At 68.7% G+C, this 26,230-nt stretch carries 17 protein-coding genes; 4 read left to right on the forward strand and 13 right to left on the reverse strand.

What is annotated here, in order from left to right; all coding sequences use genetic code 11:
- Positions 1-152 precede the first annotated feature (152 nt).
- The 13 genes from GXY15_02975 to pilM all read right to left on the reverse strand — a co-directional run bounded on the left by GXY15_02975 (position 153) and on the right by pilM (position 20,549).
- Positions 153-1,538 carry a sigma-54-dependent Fis family transcriptional regulator gene (locus GXY15_02975; protein ID NLV40176.1) on the reverse strand — a complete coding sequence of 462 codons (1,386 nt, stop codon included), beginning with the start codon at positions 1,536-1,538 and terminating at the stop codon, positions 153-155.
- A 57-nt stretch (positions 1,539-1,595) separates the two neighbouring features.
- A complete protein-coding gene (locus GXY15_02980) occupies positions 1,596-3,284 on the reverse strand; it encodes an HD domain-containing protein (GenBank protein NLV40177.1) in 1,689 nt (562 codons plus the stop codon).
- A gap of 163 nt (positions 3,285-3,447) precedes the next feature.
- Positions 3,448-4,953, reverse strand: a complete 1,506-nt coding sequence (locus GXY15_02985) for a PilT/PilU family type 4a pilus ATPase (GenBank protein ID NLV40178.1) — start codon at positions 4,951-4,953, stop codon at positions 3,448-3,450.
- Positions 4,954-5,069: 116 nt separating this feature from the next.
- Positions 5,070-7,130 (reverse strand): lytic transglycosylase domain-containing protein, encoded by a 2,061-nt coding sequence (locus tag GXY15_02990; protein NLV40179.1) that lies wholly within the window; start codon positions 7,128-7,130, stop codon positions 5,070-5,072.
- Between the two features lie 67 nt (positions 7,131-7,197).
- Entirely contained in the window at positions 7,198-9,462 is a 2,265-nt protein-coding gene (locus GXY15_02995; GenBank protein ID NLV40180.1) for a YfhO family protein, read from the reverse strand.
- Between the two features lie 105 nt (positions 9,463-9,567).
- Complete coding sequence (locus GXY15_03000) at positions 9,568-10,887, reverse strand: ABC transporter substrate-binding protein (protein ID NLV40181.1); 1,320 nt, start codon at positions 10,885-10,887, stop codon at positions 9,568-9,570.
- Positions 10,884-11,693 (reverse strand): carbohydrate ABC transporter permease, encoded by an 810-nt coding sequence (locus GXY15_03005; protein NLV40182.1) that lies wholly within the window; start codon positions 11,691-11,693, stop codon positions 10,884-10,886. The genes GXY15_03000 and GXY15_03005 overlap by 4 nt, the downstream gene beginning before the upstream one ends.
- Entirely contained in the window at positions 11,690-12,613 is a 924-nt protein-coding gene (locus tag GXY15_03010) for a sugar ABC transporter permease (protein NLV40183.1), read from the reverse strand. Before GXY15_03010 ends, GXY15_03005 begins: the two co-directional genes overlap by 4 nt.
- Positions 12,614-12,639: 26 nt before the next feature.
- Complete coding sequence (locus GXY15_03015) at positions 12,640-13,911, reverse strand: 3-deoxy-D-manno-octulosonic acid transferase (GenBank protein ID NLV40184.1); 1,272 nt, start codon at positions 13,909-13,911, stop codon at positions 12,640-12,642.
- Between the two features lie 63 nt (positions 13,912-13,974).
- Positions 13,975-16,869: a tetratricopeptide repeat protein gene (locus GXY15_03020; GenBank protein ID NLV40185.1), complete on the reverse strand. Its 2,895-nt coding sequence runs from the start codon at positions 16,867-16,869 to the stop codon at positions 13,975-13,977.
- Between the two features lie 100 nt (positions 16,870-16,969).
- Entirely contained in the window at positions 16,970-17,506 is a 537-nt protein-coding gene (locus tag GXY15_03025; GenBank protein ID NLV40186.1) for a hypothetical protein, read from the reverse strand.
- Positions 17,507-17,547: 41 nt separating this feature from the next.
- Positions 17,548-18,531 carry a hypothetical protein gene (locus tag GXY15_03030; GenBank protein NLV40187.1) on the reverse strand — a complete coding sequence of 328 codons (984 nt, stop codon included), beginning with the start codon at positions 18,529-18,531 and terminating at the stop codon, positions 17,548-17,550.
- Positions 18,528-20,549 carry a type IV pilus assembly protein PilM gene (gene pilM / locus GXY15_03035; GenBank protein NLV40188.1) on the reverse strand — a complete coding sequence of 674 codons (2,022 nt, stop codon included), beginning with the start codon at positions 20,547-20,549 and terminating at the stop codon, positions 18,528-18,530. Before pilM ends, GXY15_03030 begins: the two co-directional genes overlap by 4 nt.
- 648 nt (positions 20,550-21,197) lie before the next feature.
- Here pilM and GXY15_03040 point away from each other — a divergent pair.
- The 4 genes from GXY15_03040 to GXY15_03055 all read left to right on the forward strand — a co-directional run bounded on the left by GXY15_03040 (position 21,198) and on the right by GXY15_03055 (position 26,189).
- A complete protein-coding gene (locus GXY15_03040; protein ID NLV40189.1) occupies positions 21,198-23,168 on the forward strand; it encodes an ATP-dependent metallopeptidase FtsH/Yme1/Tma family protein in 1,971 nt (656 codons plus the stop codon).
- A 126-nt stretch (positions 23,169-23,294) separates the two neighbouring features.
- On the forward strand, positions 23,295-24,089 hold the full coding sequence (folP, locus tag GXY15_03045; GenBank protein ID NLV40190.1) for a dihydropteroate synthase: 795 nt from the start codon (positions 23,295-23,297) through the stop codon (positions 24,087-24,089).
- A complete protein-coding gene (gene glmM, locus GXY15_03050; protein NLV40191.1) occupies positions 24,082-25,437 on the forward strand; it encodes a phosphoglucosamine mutase in 1,356 nt (451 codons plus the stop codon). The genes folP and glmM overlap by 8 nt, the downstream gene beginning before the upstream one ends.
- 20 nt (positions 25,438-25,457) lie before the next feature.
- On the forward strand, positions 25,458-26,189 hold the full coding sequence (locus GXY15_03055; protein ID NLV40192.1) for a pyridoxine 5'-phosphate synthase: 732 nt from the start codon (positions 25,458-25,460) through the stop codon (positions 26,187-26,189).
- The last annotated feature ends 41 nt before the right edge of the window (positions 26,190-26,230 follow it).

Here is a 26,230-nt window from a genome sequence, read left to right on the forward strand (position 1 = left end):
CAGGTAGGGGCGCCGCCTGCTGCGCCCTCTTTATTTGGCATGACCCTCTCCCCCGAAGGGGGGCCGACGTTACATCCATGACGGCGCGCATCCATCGCGCGCGGACACGGCGTGCCTGATCCCGTTGGTCGCTTTGTCCGAAAACTCGGCGGTCAGGCGTCCCCCGCAGCTTGCGAGAGGCCGTACTCCCGCATTTTCCGCCAGAGGGTGGAGCGGGAGATGCCCAGCCGCCTCGCCGCCACCGTCTGGTTGCCCAGGCATTCCACGAGGGTCCCGCGGATGTGCCGCGCCTCCATGTCCGCCAGACTGAGTCCGGCGGCGGCGGGCGCCTCATAGCCCAGGGCCAGCCGGCCCGGGGGCGCCTGGCGCACCGCATCGGGCAGGTCCCCGGGCCGGATCAGTTCGCCCTCCGCCATGATCACCCCGTGCGTGACAATCCCCTCCAGCTCGCGGACGTTCCCCGGAAAGGCATAGCCGCGCAGGTACTGGACTGCGGCGTCGTCCAGCCCGCGCACCCGCCGGCCGTGGCGCGTGTTGGCCAGGCGGATGAAATGCGCCGTCAGCGCGGGCAGGGCGTCCAGCCGCTCGCGCAGCGGGGGAATGCGTATCTGCACCACGTTGAGCCGGAAGTACAGGTCCTCGCGGAAGGCCCGCGCGCGCACGGCCTCATGCAGGTCGCGGTTCGTGGCGGCGATCACCCGCACGTTCACGCGCCGCGATGTGTTGGAGCCGACGGGGCGGAGCTCGCCGTTCTGCAGCACCCGCAGCAGCTTGGCCTGCGTGATGAGCGCCATGTCGCCGATCTCGTCGAGGAAGAGCGTGCCCCCGTCGGCCTCGGCGAAGAGCCCCTGCTTGTCGCGGTCAGCGCCGGTGAAGGCCCCCCGGACATGGCCGAAGAGCTCGCTCTCGAGCAGGGCCTCGGGCAGGGCCGCGCAGTTCACCGCCACAAAAACCCGGTCGCGCCGCGCGCTCAGGCGGTGCAGGGTGTGGGCCACCACCTCCTTGCCCGTGCCGCTCTCCCCCAGCAGCAGGACCGTGCTGTCCGTGGGGGCCACCTTGCGGATCAGCTCCAGCACCCGCTGCATGCCCCCCGAACGCCCGGCCAGCTCCTCGAACAGGTTCTGCTCGTATTCGTCCATCGTCCCCGAGACCGAAAGGTCCTGGAGCGCCTTCTCCACCAGCCGCGCCACATCGGACGGGGGACAGCTCAGGGGAAGGTAGAAAAACGCGCCCTGCCGGATGCCCTCCAGCGCCCGCTCCACCTGGTCCGGGCCAAAGAGGAGAATCTGGCGGGTGCCGGGACTCTTGGCCCGCACAAAGGACACCAAGTCCACCGTGCCCGGGTTCTCCAGGCCCAGATCCAGCACCACCACATCGAAGGGGCGGCGGGAAACCAGACGCAGGAGGCCGGCCGCCTCATGGCAGCGCTCCATCCGGATGTTGGGCTGTTGAAGGAAGGACTCCAGCGTGCGGCCGAGCGCGACATCGGCGCAGGCCAGCAACACCCGGGGCCCCTCTACGGGCGCGACGCTCCGCATTGCGACACCTCCGCTTGTCCACCGGTGCCATTGTAGCAAAAACGGACGGCGGGGAGGCTATGCGCCGGGGGCGGCGGAAAGAAGCTCGCCAAAGAAAAGCCCGTCGTTTTCCCGGATGACTATTTTGCGGTGGCAGACCTTGCAGTCCACCTCGGAACCGGCCCCCTGCCCCTCGGGCAGGCGGACAAAGGTGCTGCAGAAGGGGCAGGCGATGCTGTGGGCCTCATTCTTGAAGTAATCTTGGAGAATCTCGTCAATCCTGCCGTTTTCAACGGCGGACACGAGGGCGTCCACCATGGCGGTGTCAAACTGCACGTTGACGGCCTCACGGATGCGCCTGAGGGCCTCCTCCTTGGCCATGCCCTTCCGGTAGGGGCGGTTGCTGGTCATGGCGTCAAAGGCGTCGGCCGCGGCGATGAGCCTTCCCTCGACGGGAATCTGCTCGCCCCTGAGGCCGAAGGGATACCCCGAGCCGTCCCAGCGTTCGTGGTGGTAGAGGCAGTAGGGGATGAGGGGCTGGAGGAACTTCACGTCGCGCAGGAGGTCTGCGCCCCGCTCGGGATGGACCTTCATCTTCGCAAACTCCTCCTCCGTGAGGGCGGAGGGTTTTCCGAGGATGGCGTTGTCCACGGCGATCTTGCCCACGTCGTGGAGCACGCCGCCCATGTGGACCTCCCGGAGCTTCTCCTCGTCCCAGCCCAGCTCCCGGGCGATGGCCTCGGCGAAGTTGGTCACCCGCCAGGTGTGGCCCACGGTGTAGTGGTCCCGCAATTCGATGGCGTTCGCCAGAACGACCAGGGTGTCCTGGTAGGACTGCTCCAGCTGCCGGACGTACTGGGCGTTTCGTATGGCGGAGGCGGAGGCGCCGGCCAGGGCGACCAGCAGTTCCAGGTCGCCGTTGGTGAAGGCGTCGAAGACGCCGTGGTTGTCCACGTAGATGACGCCCAGGCGCTCGTCCTGGTAGATGAGGGGGGCGCACATGGCCGACGCGATGTTCTCGGCGATGATGCTCGCGCCCGCCTTGAACCGCGAGTCGTCCATGGCGTTGCAGGTGATGACGGCCACCCCCTTCTCATAAGCCTGGCGGACGATGGTGTTGCTGATGTGCAGGTCGGCACCGGGCATGCCGGAGCGGGAGTAGGCGGCCTCCAGCGCGCCGTCGGCCCCGGAGGCGAGGAGGATGACCCCGTTGTGCGCGGGGACCAGCGCGAAGACCTGGTCCATGACGCGGTCGAAGACCCGGGAGAGGTGCTGCTCGCTGGCGATGGCCTGGTTGGCGGCGTACACCGCGGCCAGGCGCCGCTGCATCTCGCGCAGGTCATGCTCCGAGGCCGCGCCCTGGGGGGCGCTGAAGAAGGTCTGGTAGATGTTGCGCGCGTCGGCGGACTCGAAAGACTCCTCCCGGTCGGTGTGGATGATCTTCGAGGCGTTGTTCTTCGCCGACTGCGTCGTCTCGCTGCCCTCGCGGAACTGGAACTGCTGGCGGCCCATCATGAAAATTTCGCCGTCCTGGAGCAGGTGCTCCAGCACGCGCTGCCCGTTCACAAAGGTGCCGTTGCCGCTGCCCAGGTCGCGCAGGAGAACCCCGTCGCCCGAGGGCACCACCACGGCGTGCCGGCGGGATATCTGCATGTCGTCCACCTGGATCGTGTTGTCGGGGCTGCGCCCGAAGGAAATCTCCCGGTCAAGCGGATGGACTTCCCCCTTGCGGGACCCCGTGAGGACCACGATGCTGTCGTTAGCCATAAGCCCGCTCTTCTCTAAGGCGCCCCCGCCGGGGCCTTCCCCCGGGTTCCGGCGCCGGTTTGGCCCCCCGAAGGCGCCCGCGCGCCGCCGGACGGCCCCTGCCGCCACACACCATTTTACACCACGCGCGCCCCGTCCGCCGGGAGCGCGCCCTGCGCGGCCCTCAGCCGCCCTTGATGGAGTCCAGCCGGGGCACGGAGTAGGTGCCCATGACCAGCTGGTCGAAAATGCTCGCGTCCGTGCAGAACTCCCGGGCGCGCTCCAGCTCGACGCGGCTGTCCTTGTACAGCCGGTGGAGGTACTGCTCGAAAAGGATCGAATGGGACACGGTCTGCTGCATCCCAATGCGGATGAGGTCGCTGTCCCCCTTGAGGATGCCGTCGCCCACGGGTTTGATGTCGTTGAACATGAACTCAAGGGCGGGGATGCGGCCGCCGCCGGGCTTGGCCACAAGCCGCTGGCACATGACGCACTTCATGCAGTCGCGCAGCTGCAGGCGCACCAGGTCGCGCTCGACGGGGTCAAAGAAGCTCACCACGCGGTTGACCACCTCGTAGGCCGTGTTCGCGTGGAGCGTGCTGATGACCAGGTGCCCCGTGGCCGCCGCGTTGATGGCGGCCCGGATCGTGTCCGGGTCGCGCATCTCGCCGATGAGGATCACGTCGGGGTCGTGGCGCAGCGCGCCCGTGATCGCCTCGCCGAAAGACCCGATGTCCAGCCCGAGGCTCCGCTGGGAGACGATCGCCTTCTTGTTGCTGTGCACATACTCCACGGGGTTCTCGATGGTGAGGATGTGGATGGCACGGTTGGTGTTGATCCAGTCCAGCAGCGCTGCCACCGTGGTGGTCTTGCCGCTGCCCGTCATGCCCGTCACCAGGATCAGGCCCCGGTGCGTGGCCGCAAGGCTGCGCATCTGCTCGGCCGGAATGTTCAGCTCCTCAAACGACGGGATCTTCTCGGGAAGAAAGCGGAAGGTGCAGTGGGGGGATCCGTTCTTGATGAAGGCCGAGACGCGCGCGTAGCCCACCCCCGCCTGATGGTAGCTGAAACTGGTCTGCTTGTACTGCTCAAACTCCTCGTAGAAGCCCGGGGGCGCGATCTGCCGGATCAGGTGCCTGATCTGCACGCCCGAAAGGGGCGACATGATCTCCGAGTGGCGCGCGTCGTTGTCAATGCGGAAGACGGGGCGCAGGCCCGAAGTCAGGTGCAGGTCGCTCGCCTTGTACTGCACCATGGCGTGGAAGAGCATCTCAACACTGATCGGCTCGACGCGGAAATCCGCCCCCTCGATATGCCAGACTTCCGGCAGTTTCACGGCCAGGCTGAGCTTGTTCAGCAGCTCGAACACCTTCGGCGAGAAGGGCGCCCCCTCGCGGGGGCACTCAAACACCAGCTCCTCGCCGTCCTTCTCCACCGTGCAAAGGTCGGGATACTCCTCCGCGATCTTCTCCACCGCCTCGGCCTCCTCAAAGCCCCCCAGGCGGAAGACAAAGCGGAAATCCTCATAGTCTCCCGTGTAATCCGGGCGGCGCGCGGTGACCCGGACGTCCTCCGTCCACAGGCGCATCTCGCGGGGGGGGCCCTCCGTGCGCACCACCAGCGCCTCGGTCAGGCGCAGGATGTTGCGCAGGGTCTGCTTCTGCCCGGTTCCCAGGACATGTTCCGACATGGCAACCTCTCTTTCCTCCGGCGGCGGGCGCCGGGGGCACGAACCTCATATTGGCAGACATGATACACAGAAAGTGCGCATTCTGCAAAGTGCCCGCAGGGGCGGAAACGGCGCGGTCAGCCGCCCCGCGCGGCGTCCGGGTAAAACCCCCGGTAGGCCGCGTAGTTTGCCAGCACCCTCCTCACATAGTCCCGCGTCTCGGCGAAGTCCATGCTCTCGATGAATCCGTCCATGTCGCCCCCCGGAAACCGCGCGCGCCACTTGTCGCAGTTGCCGGGGCCGCCGTTGTATGAGGCCAGCGCGTAGACCAGGTTGCCGCCCGACCGGTCCAGCATCCTCCGCAGATAGTGCGCCCCCAGGCGCAGCGAATTCTCCGGCGCGCTGAGGTGCTCTCCTGTCTCTTTGGCCAGCCGGGGCTCCTTGCCCGCGAGCCATTTCGCCGTGGACGGCATCAGCTGCATCACGCCGACCGCGCCCGACCGGGACACGATGGCGGAGCGGAAGGTGCTCTCCTGGCGGCTGATGGCGAGCAACAGCAGCGGATCCACCCCCGCCTCGCGCGCGGCGCGCTCCGCGATGTCCCAGTAGGCCAGCGGATACTCCACCCGCCGCCGCAGGGGCGAGGGGGCCTCGTCGCCCGTCTCCCACTTTCCCCCGCCCGCCGTCTGCTGCACCGTGTACATGAACCCCGCCCGCGCCACGGCATCGTACCAGGCCGCCTCCTGGCCCGCCTCCGAAGGGGGCGACAGGATCAGCGCGAGGGCCTCCCACTCCCCCTCCTCCAGTCCGTGGCTGCCGAAGAAACGCAGGCGATCCAGCTCCCGACCCCGGGCCGGGGGCAGCGCCGCGGGTGCCGCCAGCGCGGTGCCGGGCAGCACCGCCACAAGCAGCGAGCCCGGGTCTCCGCCGGGGAGGGACAGCCCCCCGCCCTCCTTCCCCAGGCGCGCCAGGGACCGGTGGGCATAATAGCTGCCGGGGCCTGCGGCCACCGCACGGGTGAGATACCGTTTCCGGCCTGCGACATCCCCGCAGTGTCCCGCGATTTCCGCGCAGAGATGCCACGCCTCCGCCCGCAGCGCGGCCGACTTGAAAAGGCCGGCCGCCTCCGTGAGAAGAAGGAGCGCGTCCTGCCAGGACTTTTCGCCCATGCGGATCCGGCCCGCGGCAAACAGGGCGTCGGAGGCGCGCGCGTGGCCGGGGTGCCGCTCCGCGAGTTTCCTGTACAGCGCCACCGCCTCCGCAGAGCGCTTGGCCGACTGGGCATGCCCGGCGTACCAGTAGAGCGCGTCGCCCCCGTCGCGCCGGTCCCCGTACTCCGAGGAGAGGGTGTCGGCGAACAGGTCGGCCGCCGCCCAGGCCTTCCGCGCCGCGGAAAGCCGCAGGGCGTACAGCAGCCACACCCGCATCCAGGGATTCCCTGTGTTCTGCCGCGCCAGCACCCGCACTTGCGCGGGGACCTGGTCCGGGGCGGTGGCGGCCGGCACAGCGAGCGCGGTCAACACTTGCAGGGTGATCTCGCCGCCCGACTCATCGCCAAACATGACGGGCTCCGCCTCGAGCACCGGCCGGGCCTCGTCCATGGCGCCCGAGCGCAGCAGCCCCCACACGCCCAGCGCGCGGTCTGCGGGGTCGGAGAATTGGAGCAGCAGACGGGCCGCCTTCTTCCTGGGCTCGAGCAGAATGATCGTCTCCACGGTCTCCCGCAGGAAGGGAAGCGCGCCGGCGCGGGTCGCAGTGTCCGCCAGCAGATTCTCCGCCGCCGCCCACGCCCATTCGTCCAGAAACCACGGCCGGGGGGACACCTTCAGCGCCCGGTCAAACAGCGCCGCCGCCTCGGCGCGGCGGCCGCGCCCCGCCAGAAACTCCGCATACCGGCACTGGGCCAGACGGGTCCACGGCCCTTCGGGGAACCCCTCCAGAACGGCGCGCCACTGGGTGGCGGCCCCCTCCACGTCCCCCGAACGCGCGCGCACCCGGGCGGCCCGGTTGGCGGCGAAGGGCATCAGCCGCTCGTCCGCAGCGGCGCAGGCCGTGTAGGCCTTGAGCGCGTCCCCCAGCCGCCCCGCCCGCTCCGCCTCATCCCCCTGGAGGAAGAGGGCCGCGCCCGGAGGGGATGTTTCGGCCAAAGCCGGAAGAGCCGCAAGACATGACACCGCCAGAAAGACGAAAAAGCGCATACACCTGCTCCACTTTCGGGGACAATGGGGAGAGCATACCCGATGCGCACGGCCGGGCGCACGGCTGTCACCCCTGCGCGGCCCGGCCCACCCCCGCGGCGCGGGCCATCCCGGCCAGCGCGGCAAGAAGCAGCGCGCCCAGCGTCAGAAAAGACACCGCCAAACCGGCGAGCACCGGCAGGGGCCGGTAGGTCATGGTCACCGTGGAGGCGCCGGCCGGAACCAGCACACCCCGGAAACGCGCGTTCACCTGATAGACGTGCGCCGGGTCCCCGTTCACCGTGGCCGACCAGCCGGGGGCGTGGGTGTCGGCGAGCACCAGCATGGCGGGCACGGAGGCGTCGCAGGCAAGCACCACGCGCTCCGGCGTCTCCTCCTCGACCCGCGCGGAGCCCGGGTCCTCTTCGGTCTCCCGGGTGTCGCGCAGACCGCCCGCATGCAGAAACGATGAGACCACGCACTCGCGCCCGCTGTCGAACCCGTCGGACGTCAGCAGCGCGAGGGCTGCGGCCGCATCGGGGGCCATGCGCCACTTCCCCACAAGGCGCGCGCGCGGCAGCGCCGCCTCGTTGGCCAGCACGGTGACGCCGGACTCCGTGTCCACCCGCCGCAGGGCGGCCCCGTCCCCGCTCCCGAAGGCGCGGGGGTCGTCCGTCACCACCACCCGGACCGCCGCCAGATCCAGCAGCCGCGCCGCGGGGGCCTCCCCGCCCGCGCGCAAAAAGGGACGGGCCGCCGCGGGGTTTACGGCGCCCTCTTCCACCGGGGCGAGCACCGCCCACCAGGCGGCCTGTTCGGGCGTGAGGGCGAAGAAGGCGCCCCCCTCCAGGCGAAACGGTCCGGAAAGGCCCGCGTTCGGCGAGAGCGCGGCGCCCAGCGGGTCCACACGGACCACGGCGCGCCCGTCAAGCGCCTGCCCCTGCACCACGCGGGCCAGCCGCTTGCCCGGGGCAAGCACGGACTCGCCGCCGTGCAGGGGGTGCTGGTAGACGTTGGCGCTGGCCGCGAAAAGGTCGGCGAACAGGATGAACGCGATGGCCGCCCCGCTCAGCAGGCTGGCCCAGGACGCGCGAAACAGGGCGAAGAACCCCAGCGCCGCCAGCACCGGCACGATGCGCCCCTTGCTCTCGGCGGGCGTCGCCAGGAACAGCACGGCGCCTGCGGCAAACACGAGGAGGAGCGGCGCCCACAGCCGGGGCGACCGGGGGTCCCGCCGCGGCGCCAGCAGCCGGTCCACGCCGAGGGCGGTCAGGCCCGCCAGGCAGAAGGCCACGCCCGCCATCCAGCACGCCGGGGGGAGCATCTCCCCGAGCAGGCCGCCGCCCATGACCACCGGTAGGAGGCAGGCCGCTCCGACGGCCAGAAAGAACACCAGCGTGCGGCGCATGCCCCGCTGAAAGAAGGCGGAGAAGAGAAACGCGGGAACCGCCGCCCCGGAATAGGCCATGCGGGGAAGCAGCCCCGGACTGGGCGCGAGCAACTGGCCGAGGAACTCCCCCCCCGAGGATGGAACCAGCCCGGCCGCATCCATCCGCAGAAGCGCCTCCAGCGGCCGGTCGAGCCCGGCCAGCCAGAAGGCGGCGGGCACGAGCTGCGCGGAGGCAAGCAGGATTCCCAGCGCCGCCATCTTCAGGGCGTCCCCCCGGGATGGGCGCCCCCCCCTCCCCTGCGGCCCCACCCCGACCGCAGCGTAGAGCGCAAGCAGCCCCGTGAAAAGAAGAACCAGCGGCGCGGACCCGGACAGGAGCAGCAACGCATACGCGACTCCCCCGGCGGCCAGCGTGGCCGGGCGCGGCCGGCGCGCATGCTCCGTCAGCGCCCAGAAAACCAGGGGCGCCCAGGCTGCGGCGGCGGCCGTCTCGGGCCGCGACATAAAGGCGGCCGAGGCGCCGCCAAAGGCGTAGACGATGCCCCCCGCCACGGCGGGCACATGGCGCGCCCCCAGGGAACGGCAGAAGAGGGTGAACAGCCACCCCGCGAGGAAGAGGCTGAGAAACGCGTGCACCGCAAGCCCCGGGCCGGGAGGCAGCAGCAAAAACACCGCGTTGAGCGGCTGGAAGGTGCCGTTGAGCGGGTCGGCAAGCCAGGGGGTCCCGCACAGCTGCGTGTCGCACCACAGGGGCAGGGCGCCCTCCCGCAGACGGCCAAACCCGTAGGCCATGGCCGGGGCGGCGCGGTGGAAGAGTTCGGCGTTTTCCGCGGCCCGCTCCACCGTCTTGCCCACAGGCGCCTCGACCTGTATCCAGAAAAGGGGCGCGGACACCATGAAGAACACCCCGGCAAGAAACAGGGGCACCACGGCATAGCGCCGGACGGCGGGCAGCGCGTTCACGGGCGGTCCCCGCGCCGCGCCGCGCTGATGGGGTTCATCACGTTTGGTTTCCGTCTCACCGGAGGGGCGGTGGCCGCCGGGATGCGGGGCGAGCGCGCGGCCATCTCAGCGGTTCCCCGCCGCGCGCCGCAGGGCGGCGTCCGCCTGCGGTTTCATTTGCTTTATGGCGTCGGCGGCCGTTTTGGTTCCCGTCAGCACGTCCAGCAGCGCCCGGCCGACGATGTCCCTCACCTCCTGCCACCCGGCCACGTTGGGCTCGGACTTGGCGAAGGCCAGACAGTCATAGGGCACCTTTCCGGGGGGCCACTCCTCCCACAGCCGCTTCAGCGTCGGCTCCTCCAGCGCGCTCCGCCGCACCGGGAGGTAGCCCGTTCCGGCGGACCACCGCGCCGAGATGTCGGGACGCGTGAACCATTTGACAAAGGCCCACGCGGCCGCCGTCTGGCCCTCCCCCACCGGAAACAGGGTCACGTTCGGCCCGTACACCACCGTGGCGGGACGGGCCGGATCCTTCTGCGGAATGGGGGCGATGCCCAGGAGGTTCCGGCGGTCGCCCAGAATGGTGACCAGGTCGTTGCGCGCGGAGCTCTGCCGGAGGGTGAACGCCACCTCCCCCTTGACCAGCGCCGCGTTGTCGTCGAAGGATCCCGCGGTGATCACATAGGCCAGCTCTTCGCGCACCAGCGTCTCGTAGAGTTCAAAGACCGCCAGCGCCTCCGGGGAATCGTAGAGCGTCTCGCCGTTCCGGCATACCTCCCCGCCCATGCTGAAGATGAGGCCGTCCACTGTGGAGCAGTCCACATTGACGGCGTGGGCCGGTTTCCCGGTCAGTCTGCGCACGGCGCGGCACTGTTCCAGAAAGGCGTCCCAGGTGGCCGGGGGACCGGCAAATCCGGCGCGGGCGACCAGGTCCGTGTTGTAAAACAGGACAAGCAGGCTCTTGCAGAGGGGGAAGGAGTAGTAGCCGCCGCCGTGCTCCGCGTACCGGTTGGACTCCAGCATGGCCGGGTAGTAGTCCGCCAGCTCCTCCGGGGAAATCCCCGTTTCCGGAGCGTTGAGGAGCGGGTCCAGGGGCACTGCGGCCCCCGCTGCGGCGTAGTCGGTGGTCATGCTTTCGTAGGACACGGCCATGGCGGGAAGCACCCCGGCCTGGATGCTCGCGGAGACCTTCCGGAAGATGTCCGCGTAGCTGCCGGCGTGCTGCACCTCCACAGGCACCCCGGCGCGCCCCGCGTTGAACTCCGCCGCCAGCTCGCGGAACAGGGCCGCGCTCTCGTTGATCTGGCGGTCCCAGAGCACGGCGCGTTCGGGGTCCACGGGGCGGAACCCGTCGCCCGCGCCACCGCCCCCGGGGGAGCAGGCGCACAGCGCGGCGCACACCGCCAGAAGGCCCCCTGCCGCCACACCCGGATGCCAGCCTGTCATGCCTTGATTCCCGCGCCCAGCGCGCTTTCCACAAATTGACGCTGCGCGACGAAGTATAGGACAACAGTCGGCAGGATGACAATGGCCGACGCGCACATGAGCAGGTTGACGCGGATGCCGGCGTCGGTGACGAAGAAGGTGAGCCCCACCTGGGCCACCCGCATGGAGTCGTCGGCCGTCACCAGCAGCGGCCAGAGCAGGGCGTTGTAACTCCCCAGAAACGCGAAAAGCGCCACGGTCACCACCGAGGGGCGCACCAGGGGCAGGCCCACAAGAAAAAGAAAGCGGAAATGGCCGCACCCGTCCACGCGGGCCGCGTCGTAGTACTCCCCGGGCAGGGAGAGGAAGGCCTGGCGCATCAGGAACAGGGAGAAGGCGTTGGCGCACCAGGGGACAATCAGGGCGGCGTGGGTGTCATACCAGCCGAATTTCGACACCAGGACGAAATTCGGGATGAAGACCGCCTCAAAGGGGACCATCATGCAGCACAGGGTCGCCGCGAAAAGCCAGTTCCGGCCGGGAAACCGCAGCCGGGCAAAGGCGTAGCCGGCGCAGAGGGAGGTGAAGGTCACGAGAAGGCAGACGGCGCCCGAAACCACGAAGGAGTTGAACAGGTAGCGCCCGAAGGGGGCCGCGCGGAAGGTCTCGGCCACGTTTCCCCAGTGCCAGGCGCCGGGCCAGAGCCCCAGACTGGGGGAGGCGGCCTCGAGCGGCCCCTTGAACGCCGTGGACACCATCCACAGGAAGGGCCACGCGGTGACGAGGGCCGCGGCGGTTAATCCGATATGGAGCGCGGCCCGCCTCACTGGTAGAACACCTTTCTGCCCAGGTAGCGCCACTGCAGGAGGGTGAACCCCATGATGACCAGCGTCAGGAGCGTCGCGGCGGCGGCCGCCCGGCCCCAGTACCCGTAGCTGTAGAACTGGGTGTAGATGAACAGGACCATGTTCCGCGTGTCCAGCCCGCCGTTGCCGTCGCTTTGCGTGAGGGCATAGAAGCTGTTGAAGGCCTGGAACGCCCTCACGCAGCCCACGGTAAACAGGAAGAACACCGTCGGCGAGAGCATCGGCAGGGTGACCGCGAAGAACCCCCGCACGGGGCCCGCACCGTCCAGACGGGCGGCGTCTTCCAGTTCCGGGGGAATGGCGCACAGCCCGGCAAGGAACACCACCACCATGAAGCCGCAGCCGTGCCAGATGTCGAAAAGCATGACGCAGCACAGGGCGAGGCTGGGCCCGGCGTCCGGCGGCGCCCACCCCCCGGTGACCAGGTGCAGCACGCCCCGGGGCTCCAGCAGCCAGTTGGGCGAGGCCCCGGCGAGGGACCGCACCAGCAGGGAAACGGGGCCGGACTGCGGGTTGAACAGGGCGCGCCACACCATGGCCGCCGCGACCACGGAGGTGACGTAGGGGAGGAAGAACACCGTGCGGAAGAAGCCCCGCGCCCGGCCCGCCCGCCGCAACGCCAGGGCAATGAGCAGGCTCAGCCCCAGCATCAGGGGAACCGTGCCCGCAACGTAGTAGCCCGTGACGGCGAGGGCGCGCCAAAATTCGGGGTCGCGCGCCAGGCCGGCGTAGTTTCCCAGCCCCACGAAGGCCCCCGCCGCCCGCCGCCCGCCGTAAAGGCTCATGTGGACGGAGGAGAACATGGGGTAGACGACAAAGACAGACAGGAGGATCAGCGCGGGCGCGAGCAGCACGACAGCCACGGGTCCGTCGGAGGGCATCCGCCTTCCGCGGCGTCCCGGCGCGGTCATGTCCCGCCCCCGCCGCCGAGGAGGGCGCAGACCAGCGCGACGCTGGCCTCGGAGGCCCCCTGCCGGCTGACGACGGCGCGCCGCCCGCGGGTGCCGAGGGCGCGCCGCTCGTGGGCGTCGGTCATGAGCCGCCTCACTGTCCCCTCCAGGCCGCCGGGACCGGCCACCTGCACCGCGCCGCCGCTTTCCAGCAGGGCCTCGGAGGCCTCTGGAAAATTCCCCATGTACGGCCCGTAGACCGTGGCCACACCCAAGGCTGCGGACTCCAGGGGGTTGTGCCCGTCCACGCCGGGATAGAAGCTGCCGCCGATGACGGCCACTTCGGCCAGTCCGTAGAAAACGCCCAGCTCCCCCAGGGTGTCCAGCACCAGCACCCGCGTTTCGGCGCGCCGCCCCGGCTTGAGGGTCTCCGTCCTCAACACGCAGGCTTCCCGGCCGAAGGCCTCCACGGCCTCGTCCACGCGCTGGAGATGGCGCGGCGCGACCACCAGCCGCCACTGGGGGAACTCCTGCGCCAGGGCGCGCCAGCAGTCCGCCGCCAGCGTCTCGTCGCCGGGCCGCGTGCTGCCGAAAAGCAGGATGGGCGTGTCGGGCCCGAAGCCGCACGCGAGGCGCAGCTCCAGAAGGGTCCTCGGGTCCACCTCGGCGCGCACGGCGTCGAATTTCAGGTTTCCCGTGACGTGGACCGCCTCCGGCGCCACGCCCAGCTCCGTGAAGAGGGCGGCGTAGGCCGCGTTCTGGGCGCCCACGGCGCTCACCTGGCGGAAGACCGGGGCCAGCACCCGGCGCCAGCGCCGGTATCGGGGAAGCCGCTTCGGGCTGATGCGCCCGTTGGCGATGATGACGGGAACCCCGGCGCGCCGGGCCTCGCGCAACAGGTTGGGCCAAAGTTCCGTCTCCAGGATCACCAGCGCCCGGGGACGGGCCTCCCCGATGAACCGGCGCACCGCCCGGACGCGGTCGAAAGGCAGCCAGGCCGCCACCGCGCCCTCCACGCCCTTGTCCGCAAGCGCCCGGCCCGCCGCCGTGCTGGTGGTGAGGAGAACCGGCACCCCGGGGAAACGGGCCTGCAGGGCGCGGATCAGAGGCCGGGCCGTGTTGATCTCGCCGACGCTGCACGCGTGCACCCACACAGGGCGCCCCGCGAGAGGGGGCACGGGGGGATCAAACCGCTCCCGCAGGGCGGCGTGCCCGGGGTGCCGCGCCAGCCAGATGCGGGCAAGGGGTTCCGCTGCCGCGAGGGCCACGTTGTAGATGAAGTAACTCATGCAAAGGAAACGGCGGGAAAACCGCTGGGTTCACCCGCCGTGTGCTCCGTTTCCGTTGTTCTCTCAGTAGGCCGGCTTGTCCCCGGCGATGTCGAAGAAGCGCGCGCCCGTCGAGTCAATGATGTCCGGGGTCACGAAGATCAGGAGGCTGGACTGCTTGCTCTCCCGCTTGTCACCCTTGAAGAAGAACCCGATGACCGGGATGTCCGCCAGGTAGGGCATCTTCTGGGTGCCCTTGCTGGTCTGGTCCTGCACCAGGCCGCCCAGCACCAGAGTGTCGCCGTCATGCACGATCACGTTGGTCCACACGGCCTGCCAGCTGGTGGTCGGCAGCACGATCTCGTTGGAGATCTCCTGCCCGCTGATCACCTGCTTCTGCTCGAAGGACTTCTGCCCGGTCTTCGTGCGCACTTCGGGGTTGAGCCACAGGCGGACCTGGTCGTTGTCGCGGATCTGCGGCGTGACCGAGAGCGCGATGCCGAAGTTGTAGGACGTGGGCACCACGTTCTGCACGAAGTTGCTGCTGGTGTTGCCGGAAAACCCGCTGCCCAGGGTGAGGATCTGCGTGTTCACCGCGGAGATGAAGTACTCCGTGGAGAAGTCCGCCACAACGGCCGGCTTGCGGTTCATCGTGGTGACGCGCGGGGCGCTCAGCAGCTCCGACTCCTCCAGGCTGTCCAGATAGTCGAAGGTCAGGGCGAGCTTGTCGCCGTCCGAGTTGTCAATGATGTTCCCCAGGATGGAGAAGGACGGCGTCACGGAGGATGCGGGGTTGGTCAGCGAGCTGATCGCCGCGTCGGTCACCGTGTTCCGGATCACCCGGCTGCCGTCGGGCCGCATGTAGAAGGGCACCGTCTCGTCCACGCCGTCGCCGTTGACGTCGTAGTAGTACGGCTGCTGGCCGAGCTCCGTCGCCTCCCGGGTCCGGTCGTTCTGATCGGACAGCGTCGCGTCCCACTGGAACCCGATCTTCTTAAGGTCCTCAAGACGGATCGTGAGGAACTTCGCCTCAATGCTCACCTGCTTCGGCGTGACGTCAATCTCCGCCAGCTGCTTCTCGAAGACGTCGAGGTTGGCGGGGGTGTTCTTCACGATGAGCAGGTTGTTGGCCGGGTTGTAGATCATGTCCGACAGCAGCTCTTCGGTGTACGGCTCGAACACCTGGGGCACCAGCCGCTCCAGAATGCTCAGGATGTCGGTGCCGATGCCAAAGGAGCCCGTGCCCGAAGTGCCGCCGAGGCCCGCGCCGCCCTGGGCCGCGCCGTAGCCGCCGCCGCCCATGGCCTGGTTGCGGTTGGCCGTCGCGCCCGTGCCGGTGCTCTGGAGGCCCATGGTCATGATTTGCGAGGGCGTCTCACCGACCATCAGGTCGCTGATGGAGGAGAACAGGTCGGAGATGTTGCTGATGGCGGTGACATCCATGCCCATGCCGCCGCCGCCGTAGCCGCCGCCCATGCCGCCCATCATCCCGCCGCCCATGCCGCCGCCGTAGCCGCCCATGCCGCCGCCCATCATCCCGCCGCCCATGCCGCCGCCGTAGCCGCCGCCCATGCCGCCCATCATCCCGCCGCCCATGCCGCCCATGCGGCCGCCGACCCCGCCGAAGGTGTTGCGGAGGACGAGCTTGTACAGCGTCTCGGAACCGGCGTTGCGCAGCTCGTAGTAGCGCGTTTCGATCTTCTCGAAGGACTCGCGGCGGATGATCTCCGGCTTGCTGATCCAGATGAAGCCGGGCTGCACCGCGTAGTCGAGCCCGAGCGGGCGAAGCAGCGCCTGCAGGCCCTCGGCCAGGCTCACGTTCTTAAGGTTCACATAGGGGACCACACCGCTGGACTTGACACCGTAGACGGCGTCCGTGCTGCCGGGCATGCCGCCCTGCATGCCGCCGGGGCCGGCGGGCTGGCCCGGACGGTTGGCCGCGTTCTGCAATCCGCCAAACTGGGGGGCCGCCTGGGGGGCGCCCCCGCCGGGGAACGGCGCGCCGCCGCCGGGGGGCGGCGGGAACGCGCCGGGCATTCCGGGAGGCCCTCCGGGCGCGGCGGCCGCCTGCTGCGGCTGGGCCTGCTTGGGCGGCTCCACGGCCCGGCTGTCAATGACGATGTTGACCTCCCAGCTGTCGGAGATGAAGGAGGCAATCTCACTGACGTGGATGTCCTCGAACTCCAGGCTCACAGGGGATTCCAGAATCTTTTCAATGACGCCCAGCTCCTTCTCCTGGGAGCTTTCCTCGGCGATTTCAGGCACGGAGAAGCGGTAGGGCTTGATGCCGCGCGCGTCCGCGCCCTCGGGCAGGCGCTTCGACCGCTCGATGAAGTTGTGGATCATCGCGCGGTCCTCGTCCACCTGCTTCTTGGAAAGGTCGCCCTCGGCCCCGTGGGCCGCGATCGTCGCCTTGTGCAGCCCCTCCTTCGCCGCCGGATTGTTCGGGTCGATCAAAAGGGCGTTGCTGTAGATCTCCACGGCCGTCGCGTAGCGGCCCGCCTCCATGTACAGGATGGCGTCGGACAGAAGCTTGTCCACGCGCTGGCGGCGAACCTCGTCGGAGGAAAGCTGGACCGTCTCGCCCTGTTGGCGGATCGTCTCGGGGTCAATGGACTCGAACGCGGGGGCGGCCGCGGCCCCGGTCTCGGTCTCGCCGACCAGGGTCTGCTGAAGCCGCGCGTTGGCCTTTTCCTGGAACTTCTTGGCCTCCGCATGCCCCGGATCCAGGGCCAGCGCCCGGTTGAACTCGGTCAGGGCCTCGCGGTAAAGGTCCTGCTTGTAGAGCTCAACGCCCCGGCGGTAGTACTGCTCCGCCTCGGACACCCCCGCTTCGGCGGGGGGCGCCGCAGGGTCGGCCGGAACCGCCTGGGCCTCCTCCACGGGAGGGCTGGACGCCTGAAGCCCCGCGTCGGACGCCTCCTGGGCCGTCACCGGCGCGGCGGCGAGCAGCAACAGCGCCGCGACCCAACCCAGCATGATTTTCCGTGAGCTTCTTGTAACCATTAGCGTCTCATCCTCCCGCGTTTCCGGACACCATGCCCGGTGGGCGTGCCTCGCGTTGTAGAACGATTGTTCACTACTTTTTTTCGATGACAAATGTGCGGCCATAACGCTCCGAGTAGACCTCGACTGTCTGGTCTTCCTTGTTTATGCGTTGCAGTTCGAACTCCTCGAACTGCGCGTTCTCCGAGTACCACGACGTGAGGCTCGTGGTGCGCAGGCGGGCCCGCAACTTGCCGCCCGCGGCCTCCTGGATGTCCAAGAGCTGGATGTTCAGGCTTTCCACCGAAACCTCCTGCTCACCTGACTTCTCCGACTGCTGGCCGGAATGATACCAGAACGGGTTGCGCCCGTACAGCGACGCATAGGTTCCGGGGACGTCCATCGGGGGACGGGGGGCCGGATTGCCCGGAAGGCCCAGCTGCTGCTGCTCCTCGGGGTCCGTGGGCAGCTCGCTTTGGGGCGGCTGCAGCACCGGCCAGTCCGGGGTCGGCGGCGGGCTGATCACCTTGAAGTAGACCCGGTACCCAAGAATGGCAACCATGATGACCAGCACCATGCGCTCCTTGTTGTACCAGAGCCAGGCTCCCGCTTTTTGCAGTTTGTCAACCAAGTTTCACACTCCCGCCGGCCTCGCGGCCGCGGCGTTGTCCGTCAGTGCATCACCAGCACAGTTCGTTTGAACCACTTCCACGCCTTGCCAATAGCCCCGGGCTCCGCCACGGGCTCCCGCTGCACATCCGTGGGCCGCTGAAGGGCCGCAAACCCCGCAGGAGCCGCGCCCGGGGCACCCGGGGCGCCCGGAGCGGCGGCGTCGGCCTTGTCCGACCCCTCGACGAACTGCTTGCGGTAGTTCGCCTGCGTCAGCAGCATCTGCACCTGAAGCTGGGGCTCGACATTATACGCGATGTACGGATAGGTGATCTTCATGCCGTCCACCGAGAAATACCGGTCCGCCATCCGCAGCTCTTCAAACATCTTGACCAGGTCGCGCGCCGGGATGGTGAGCTGGGCGCCGAGGGTCTGCATGGCGAGCATGTCCCCGTACTCCTTGGCGGTGCGCCGGGGCCAGATGCTCATGTTGCTCATCTGTGTCACGTTGTTCTTCAGGAAGAAGCGGCACGCCGACAGTCCGAAGGAAAGCTGGAACATGTTCCGCTCGATCTCCGCGTCTGTCACATCGCGCCCCTGCCAGTCCTGCTCCGCGGCCACCCCGAACAGCTTGCGCACATCCTGGGGAAAGGTCTCGTAACTCCTGGTCTTGGCGTACACCTCGGTCCAGAAGTCCTGTATCGCCTTGTTGGTGACCTCAACATACCAAAACTTGCGCAGCCGCGCCTCGACGGGCGGCTTCTCGGTGTCAAACCAGTCCCCGAAGCTGAAGTAGGCGGACCGCTCGGTGCGGGCGTCGCGCCACGGCTGCATCTTCTCCTGCCACCCGTTGATGAGCAGGTCGGGGACATAGCCCTGGAAGTTGTCGCGCAGGCTGGTCAGCGTCTGCTCCAGCGACTGCCGCAGGCGCTCGTCCTCCTTGTACTGGTCAAACATGGGCTTGGCAAAGAAGTACGCGCCCGCGCCCAGCGCCCCGAAGACCGCCGTCAGCACAAGCACCCCGATGATGGCGTTCTTGTTGTTCATGATGCGGGCGCCTCCGCGGGCGCTTCACCCGGTGTCGGCGCCTCAGGCCGGTCCTTGGTCCACTTGAACACCACCCGCACCCGGAAAGAATACAGCCCTTCGGCGGCCTGGGCGGCCCCGCCCTGGCGGTTGCCGCCGCCCCCGCCGGAGGTCACATCGGCCGGCGCGTTGTAGAGCACGTCCCATCCAACGCGCTGCACGGTCGCCTCGCGGAACATCACTTTGTCCGCGCTCAGAAACCAGCCGTTGGGAAGCTGGCGCGCCGCGCGCTTCAACTCGTCAAGGTACTGGGTGATGATTTCCGCCGACTCCGCGTATCCCTGGACGATCATGCCGTTCGGGCGGGCCATCTCAACGGAAGGCGGGGGACCCGCCGCCTGGCCCGGGCCGCCGGCGCCGCCGCGGTCACCACCTCCGCCCACCAGCCCGCCGCCGGAAGGACCGGAAGCGGTGGCGCCGAGCTTGGACTCTATGCCGGGGAATCCCCCGTCCTGGGAGGGACCGCCGCCGCCCGCGCCGGCCAGGGGCCGCCCCCCCGGAGGGGGCGGGGCGCCGTCGGCGGCCTTCTGGTCCTCGCTCACCATGGTCTCCACGGAGCTGAACCATATTCCGCCGGTCGCCGGCCGCGTGTCATTCAGAAAACTGAGCTCCTCGAGCCAGAACCGGCGCTGCCGGCGCGCGCGGTCCAGGGTGTTCACCTGGTTCTCCAGACTCTGCAGCTGCCCCTTGCGCCGGTTGAGCTGGTCCACCAGCGAGGACTGCGGCGGCGGACTCCCCACCCGGATGCGCTGCACCAGTTCGGGGTCGTAGGCCCGGATGATCTGCTTCAGGGAGTCAATGCGCTGCTTGACGAGCTTGTTCTCGTTGGCCGCGGCGGGAATCACCGAGAGGAAGGAGAGGACCAGCGCGAGGATGGAGAAGGCCCAGTAGACCACCTGCTCCTTCTGGCGCGCCGCGGCCAGGATCCGGGGGGGGATGAGGTTGATCTCCAGGGGGGCGCGCTCCACACACCGGAGCGCCATGCCCAGCACGGCGCAGGCCTGCTCGGGGGCCTTCTTGATGTCTTCGGCGCCCGGGCCGACAGTCAGCCCCTTGAGCAAATCGGGAACCCGCACATCCATGCCCAGCTGGTTCTTCAGGAAGGGCACGATGTTTTTCAGGCGGGCGCCGCCGCCGGTGACCACAATGCGGTTCACCTGGCCGCCCCCCGGAAGGGACCGGAAATACGCGAAGGAGCGCATGATCTCGCCGCACAGCCGCTGGAGCACCCGGCCGATCACCTCGCCGCCCTTGCCGTCGCGGGCCGCGTCTCCCGTCGGGGCGAAGGCGCGCTCGCGCTTCAGCTTCTCGGCCGCGGAGAAGTCCAGGCTAAACTCTTCCGCCAGCGCGCGGGTGATGTCGTTGCCGCCCACATTGAGGGGCCGCGTGAACCGGAACTGGCCCGCGCGCTCGATGACGATGTCCGTGGTGGCCGCGCCGATGTTGATCAGGGCGACACACTCGTTTTCAACGGCAAGCCCGCCCGCGTGCCTCACCCAGTTGTACGCCGCCAGGGGGCACACGTCCACCAGGGCCGGCGTCCGCTTCACCGCCGTGAGCACGTCCAGGTGCTTCTCCACCACCTCCACCTTGATCGCCGCCATCAGCACCTCGTAGCCCCCCTGGGCGCTGCGGTCGAGAATCTGGTAATCCATGGCGATCTGGTCAAGGCCAAACGGGATCTGCTGCTGGATCTCGTACTTGACGATCTGGTTGACCTTGAACTCGGGCACGGGGGGGATGGTCCGCGTGCGCGTGAAGACCGACTGGCCCGGCACGCTGAACACCGTTTTGGCGGCGCGCGACTTGCTCTGCTTGAGCACCTCCGCCGTGGCCTTGATGCGGAGATCCCTGCGCTGCTCTTCGGTCAGCGAAGGGTCGGAGTCGTACTCGCGCTGCACGTAGCGCACGAGCTGGTATCCGGTTTTGGTCTTGGTCATCTCGCACAAGCGCACCGCGCTCGCACCGATGTCAAGCACCAACCGTTTCTTTCGGCCTGTCACGGCTATGGCCATACCTGTCTCTGGTGTCCCTCGGCGGTGTCAACGGGACGCCCGCATCCCGCGCTTCCGCTCCGGTTTCTCTCAAACTCCGTTTCTCTGGACACGCGCCGCCTTACCCCGGCGGTAAACTCTTGACACGTATTGTAGTAAACCTCAGTTCGGTTGTCAAGACTATTCTTGCCTCTTTTTTCGAGAATTTTCCGGATGGGTCCGGCGCCCCCAGCGGGCTTCCCGGCAGTCTTTCTCCCTGCCCGGGGCGGGAATGGCCTCCAAAAGGCCCGCCACACACGCCCTGTCTTCTGCAAACAACAGCGCCCTTTCCGTGTAAATCCCGCGTCGCCGCCTGGCCGGCGCGCACGCCCCGCCGACGGCAGACGCGCATTGTAGCAGATTGTCCCGCAGATGGTGAACCCTTGACATCCCGGCCGCACATCGCGCCGCAGCGCCTCCCATGGCGCCTTTCTCTCCGCCGCCCGCTCCGGGGCAGGTTGCGCAAAAATGTCAAGAAAACATGCCGCAGCCGCCGGCCCGGGATTGTACCACCCCGGAGGCTATGTTATGATGGCAGGAGCGGGCCGCGCCGGGTGACGGCAACCGCGCAACCACAACCACAATGAAGCGGACATGAACAACCTTATCAAACAGTACACCCTTTGGATCGTGGTGATCCTCATTGTGATCCTCGCCATGACCCAGTTCACCCAGATGCAGAACGGGGCGCGCCCCCTCGGCGAGCGCGACTTCGTCCGCGAGATGGACAACGGCAACGTCAAGGCCGTGGTGATCAAGGAGGCGGGCAAGAACCTGGTCCAGATCAGCGCCACCCTCAAGAAGAAGGTGGAGAACCAGGAAACCATCTCATTTAAGAGCAATGAGTTTAAGGACGAGTGGAAGACCGCGCTGGACACCTTCAATGTGGACTACCGCTTCGACGTGGACAACACCATCCTGACGGACCTGCTCTTCAGCGTGCTGCCCATCGTTCTGATTTTAGGGCTTTTCTGGTTTTTCATGTTCCGGCAGATGCAGGGCGGAAGCAACAAGGCCCTCTCCTTTGGCAAGAGCCGCGCCCGCATTGTGAACCGGGGGGACAAGACGGTCACCTTTAATGACGTGGCCGGCGTGGATGAGGCGAAGGAGGAGTTGCAGGAAATCATCGAGTTCCTGCGGGACCCCAAGAAGTTCACCCACCTCGGCGGAAAGATTCCCCGGGGCGTGCTGCTGGTGGGCGCGCCGGGTTCGGGCAAGACCCTGCTTGCCCGCGCCGTGGCCGGCGAGGCCAACGTGCCCTTCTTCAGCATCAGCGGCTCGGACTTCGTGGAGATGTTCGTGGGCGTGGGCGCGAGCCGGGTGCGCGACCTGTTCCAGCAGGGGCACAAGCACGCCCCGTGCATCATCTTTATTGACGAGATAGACGCGGTGGGCCGCCAGCGCGGCGCGGGCATGGGCGGCGGCCACGACGAGCGGGAGCAGACCCTGAACCAGCTGCTGGTGGAGATGGACGGGTTCAACACGAACGACGGCGTTATCCTCATGGCGGCGACCAACCGCCCCGACGTGCTCGACCGGGCGCTGCTGCGGCCGGGGCGTTTTGACCGCCAGGTGGTCGTGCCCAACCCGGACATCCGGGGCCGCACGGCGATCCTGGGCATCCACACGCGCAACCAGAAGGTTCCCATGGACCCCGATGTGGACCTGGCGGTGCTGGCGCGGGGAACGCCGGGCTTCTCGGGGGCGGACCTGGCCAACATGGTCAACGAGGCGGCCCTGCTCGCCGCGCGGCGCGGCCAGGACAAGGTGAACATGATTGACTTCGAGGACGCGAAGGACCGGGTGCTCATGGGTCCGGCGCGCCGCAGTCTGGTGATGAACGCCAAAGAGAAGCTGTCCACGGCCTACCACGAGGCGGGGCACACGCTCGTGGCGCGGCTCTCCACCAACGCCGACCCGGTCCACAAGGTCACCATCATCCCCCGGGGCATGGCCCTGGGTGTCACCTCCTCCCTCCCCTCGGAGGACCGCTACAGCATCTCCAAGGACTACTGTCTCGCCACCCTGCGGGTGCTGATGGCCGGACGCGCCGCCGAGGAGGTGGTGTTCAACCAGTACAACAGCGGCGCGGCGAACGACCTCCAGCGGGCCACGCAGCTGGCGCACAAGATGGTCTGCGACTGGGGCATGAGCGCCCTCGGCCCCCTGAGTTTCGGCGACGACACGGAGGTCTTCCTCGGACGGGATTTCGCCCGGCGCCGTGATTTCAGCGAGCAGACGGCCACCGAGGTGGACCGGGAAGTTCACTCCATCTGCAAGCGGGCCTATGACGAGGCGCGCGAGATTCTGGAGAAGCATCAGGACATTCTGAAGTCCATGGCGGAGGCGCTCGTGGAGCGCGAGACGCTGGACGCCCACGAAATTGACGCCCTCATCCGGGAGAACGGCGGCGGGGACCTGCTGCCGCCCCCGGCCCCCGACCAGACGCCCCCGCCGCCCGCGCCGATGGACCCGGCGCCCGTCGAAGACGGGGCGCCCGCCGGATCCTCCACCCAGGCAAAACCCGATCCGGTCCCCGACGGCGCGGTGCCCGAGACCGCCTGAGTCCGGACCCCGGCACACGCCCCGTTCGCGGCAAAGTCGCCCCCGGCGTGTTCCCGGCGGTAAAATCGCCCCGCAGGAAGCCCCCTCTGGAGCCGCATCGTGAACCCCTCCGGCAAAACGCGCATCATGGGCATCGTGAACGTGACCCCCGACTCCTTCTTTGACGGGGGCCGCTGGGACGCGCCGGAGGCCGCCGTCGCCCATGCGCGGCAATTGGTGCTGGACGGCGCGGACATTCTGGACGTCGGCGGTGAGTCGTCGCGCCCCGGCGCGGACCCGGTCCCGCCGGAGGTGGAACGGGCCCGCGTGCTTCCCGTGGTGGAGCGCCTGGCGGGCGACGGCGTGCCCCTGTCCGTGGACACCTTCCGCGCGGAGACCGCCCGGCGCTGCCTGGAGGCGGGGGCGGACATGGTGAACGACATCACGGCCCTGCGCGGCGATCCGGCCATGGCCGAAACCGCGGCGGCGGCGGGCTGCCGCGTGGTGCTGATGCACATGCAGGGCACCCCGAAGACGATGCAGGCCGCCCCGCGCTATGCGGACGTGGTGGACGACCTGTGCGCCTTCTTCGAGGAGCGGCTGGCCTTCGCCGTGGGGGCGGGCATCCGCGAGGAGAATGTCTGGCTGGACCCCGGGTTCGGCTTCGGCAAGACGGTGGGCCAGAATCTGGAGATTCTCCGGCGGCTGGACGCGTTTCACCGCTTCGGCCGCCCCCTGCTGGTGGGCACGTCCAACAAGTCCGCCATCGGCGCGGTGCTGGGCCTGCCCCCGGAGGAGCGGACCGAGGGCACGGCGGCCACGGTGGCATTCGCCGTGGCACAGGGGGTACACTGTGTGCGGGTGCATGATGTGAGGACAATGGCGCGGGTGGCGCGCATGAGCGACGCCATCCGGCGAGGGAGTGCGGAAACCAATGACTGAGCGCCTATTCGGCACGGACGGCGTGCGGGGTCTGGCAAATGTCCACCCCATGACGGCGGAAATGGCCCTGCAGGTGGGCCGGGCCGCCGGATATCTCTTTAAGAACGGCGAGCGGCAGCACACCTTCCTCATCGGCAAGGACACGCGCCGCTCGTGCTACATGCTGGAAAACGCCCTGACGGCGGGCCTGTGCTCCATGGGAGCGCGGGTGCTCCTGACGGGCCCCCTGCCCACACCGGGGGTCTCCTACATCATGCGCAGCCTGCGCTGCGACGGCGCCGTCATGATCTCCGCGTCCCACAACGGCTTCGCGGACAACGGCATCAAGATTTTCGGCGCCGACGGCTACAAGATCCCCGACGCGATGGAGGACCGGATCGCCGGGTGCATCGCCTCGGGCGAGATGGACGCCGTCCGCCCGACGGGCGAGAAGATCGGCACGGCAAGGCGCATTGACGACGCCGTGGGCCGCTACATCGAGTTCGCCAAGGCGTCCTTCCCCAAGGGCATGCGCCTCGACGGCCTGCGCATCGTGGTGGACTGCGCCCACGGCGCGGCCTACAAGGTGGGGCCGAACACCCTGGCCGAGCTGGGGGCCGAGGTCATCGCCATCGGCAACCAGCCCAACGGCCTGAACATCAACGACAACATCGGGTCGGTCCACCCCGAGGAGATGCGCGCCACGGTCATCCGCGAGAAGGCGGACGTGGGCATCGCCTTCGACGGCGACGGCGACCGGATCACCATGGCGGACGAAAAGGGGCGCCCCCTCGACGGCAACGCAATCCTCGCGATGCTGGGGCTGGACCTGCTGGAGCGCGGGGCCCTGCCCGGAAACACGCTCGTGGCGACCATCATGGCCAACGGCGGCCTGGAGCGCACCCTCGCCGCGGCGGGCGGCACGGTGCTCCGGGCGAACGTCGGCGACCGCCATGTGGTCGAGGCCATGCGCGGCAGCGGCTACACCCTCGGCGGCGAGCCGTCCGGCCACATCGTCCTGCTCGAGTACAACACCACGGGCGACGCCATGATCGCCGCCCTTCAGGCGCTGGCCACCATGATCCGAAAGGACCAGCCCCTCTCGGCGCTGGCGGCGGCCTACCAGGAAATGCCCGAGTGCCACCGGCGGGTACCCCTGGACAACGGCGCGCGCGTGGCGGAGGAACTCCTCGCCGCGCTGGCCGCGGAGGCCGAGGCGGAGATCGCCGGAAAGGGGCGGGCCATCCTGCGCCGGTCGGGCACCGAAAAGATCATCCGGGTCATGGTGCAGCACGAGGAGCTTCGCAGGGCCGAGCAGATCGCCCAGGAACTCGCCGGGCGCGTCGCCGCCGCGGCGCACGGGGCCTGAGCCCCGGGGAGAAAACAGCCATGATTGAGTTGGGCGTCAACATTGACCACGTCGCCACGCTGCGCGAGGCGCGCAAGGGCCGCAACCCCGACGTCATCGCCGCCGCCAAGGTCTGCGAGCTCGCCGGGGCCCACCAGATCACCGTGCACCTGCGCGAGGACCGCCGCCACATCCAGGACCGCGACGTGGAGCTGCTGTCCCAGGTGCTCCAGGTGCGCATGAACCTGGAAATGGGCGTGAGCGAGGAAATCCTCGCCATCGCGCGCCGGCTACGCCCCCACACCGTCTGCCTCGTGCCCGAGAACCGGCGGGAGGTCACCACCGAGGGCGGCCTCAACGTCGCCGGGCAGGTGGAGCGGCTCACGGCCGTCACCGCCGACATGCACGACCACGGCGTCCTCGTCAGCATGTTCATTGACCCCGACGCGGCGCAGGTCGAGGCGAGCGCCGCCTGCGGCGCCGACTTCGTGGAACTGCACACGGGCACCTACGCGAACGCCGGCGGCGCCGACGTCGAGCGCGAGCTCGACCGCCTGCACGAGGCGGCGGAGCTGATCCTCGACACGCACATGCGCTGCAACGCCGGCCACGGCCTCACCATCCGCAACCTGCGGCCCGTCGCCCTCCTCCCCGAACTCTGCGAGGTCAACATCGGCCACGACATCATGGCCCGCGCCCTCTTCATCGGCCTCGAAGCCGCCGTCGGCGAAATCCTCGACATCCTCCACTGGGCCTCCGAGGACGAGGCGTAAACAGCAGGTCAGGAAACATGGGCGGGGCACCCTTGTTCCGC

The organism is Candidatus Hydrogenedentota bacterium, from assembly GCA_012730045.1.
GTDB lineage: Bacteria > Hydrogenedentota > Hydrogenedentia > Hydrogenedentales > CAITNO01 > JAAYBR01.